The following is a 235-nucleotide window of genomic DNA, read 5'->3' as shown; positions in this document are numbered from 1 at the left end:
CGGAAAGCCAGTATTGCCACCACCTACGAGAAGCTGGAATGGACCGTAAGACGGTTCACGCCGTCCGTTCTTTTTGACGTTAGACTGAATATGATCACCAAGACCACCTTCGCTTTTAGCGACCTTCAATGCCACGCTCGGATCAATACCGTACATGCGTGCATAGTGGGTAATCATATTCTCGGTGGAACCACCAACAGGAGAACGAAGACCACCGCGACCAACAGCAGGTGCA

General features: G+C 51.5%; 1 protein-coding gene. It reads right to left on the bottom strand.

Features of this window, described 5'->3' with window-relative positions; translation table 11 throughout:
* A partial coding sequence (locus RMT89_RS45520; RefSeq protein WP_315889617.1) for a hypothetical protein occupies nucleotides 1-235 on the bottom strand: 235 nt, incomplete at both ends.

Source organism: Streptomyces sp. P17, assembly GCF_032436805.1.
Classification (GTDB): Bacteria; Actinomycetota; Actinomycetes; order Streptomycetales; family Streptomycetaceae; genus Streptomyces.
This window is presented reverse-complemented; position numbering and strand designations above follow the sequence as displayed.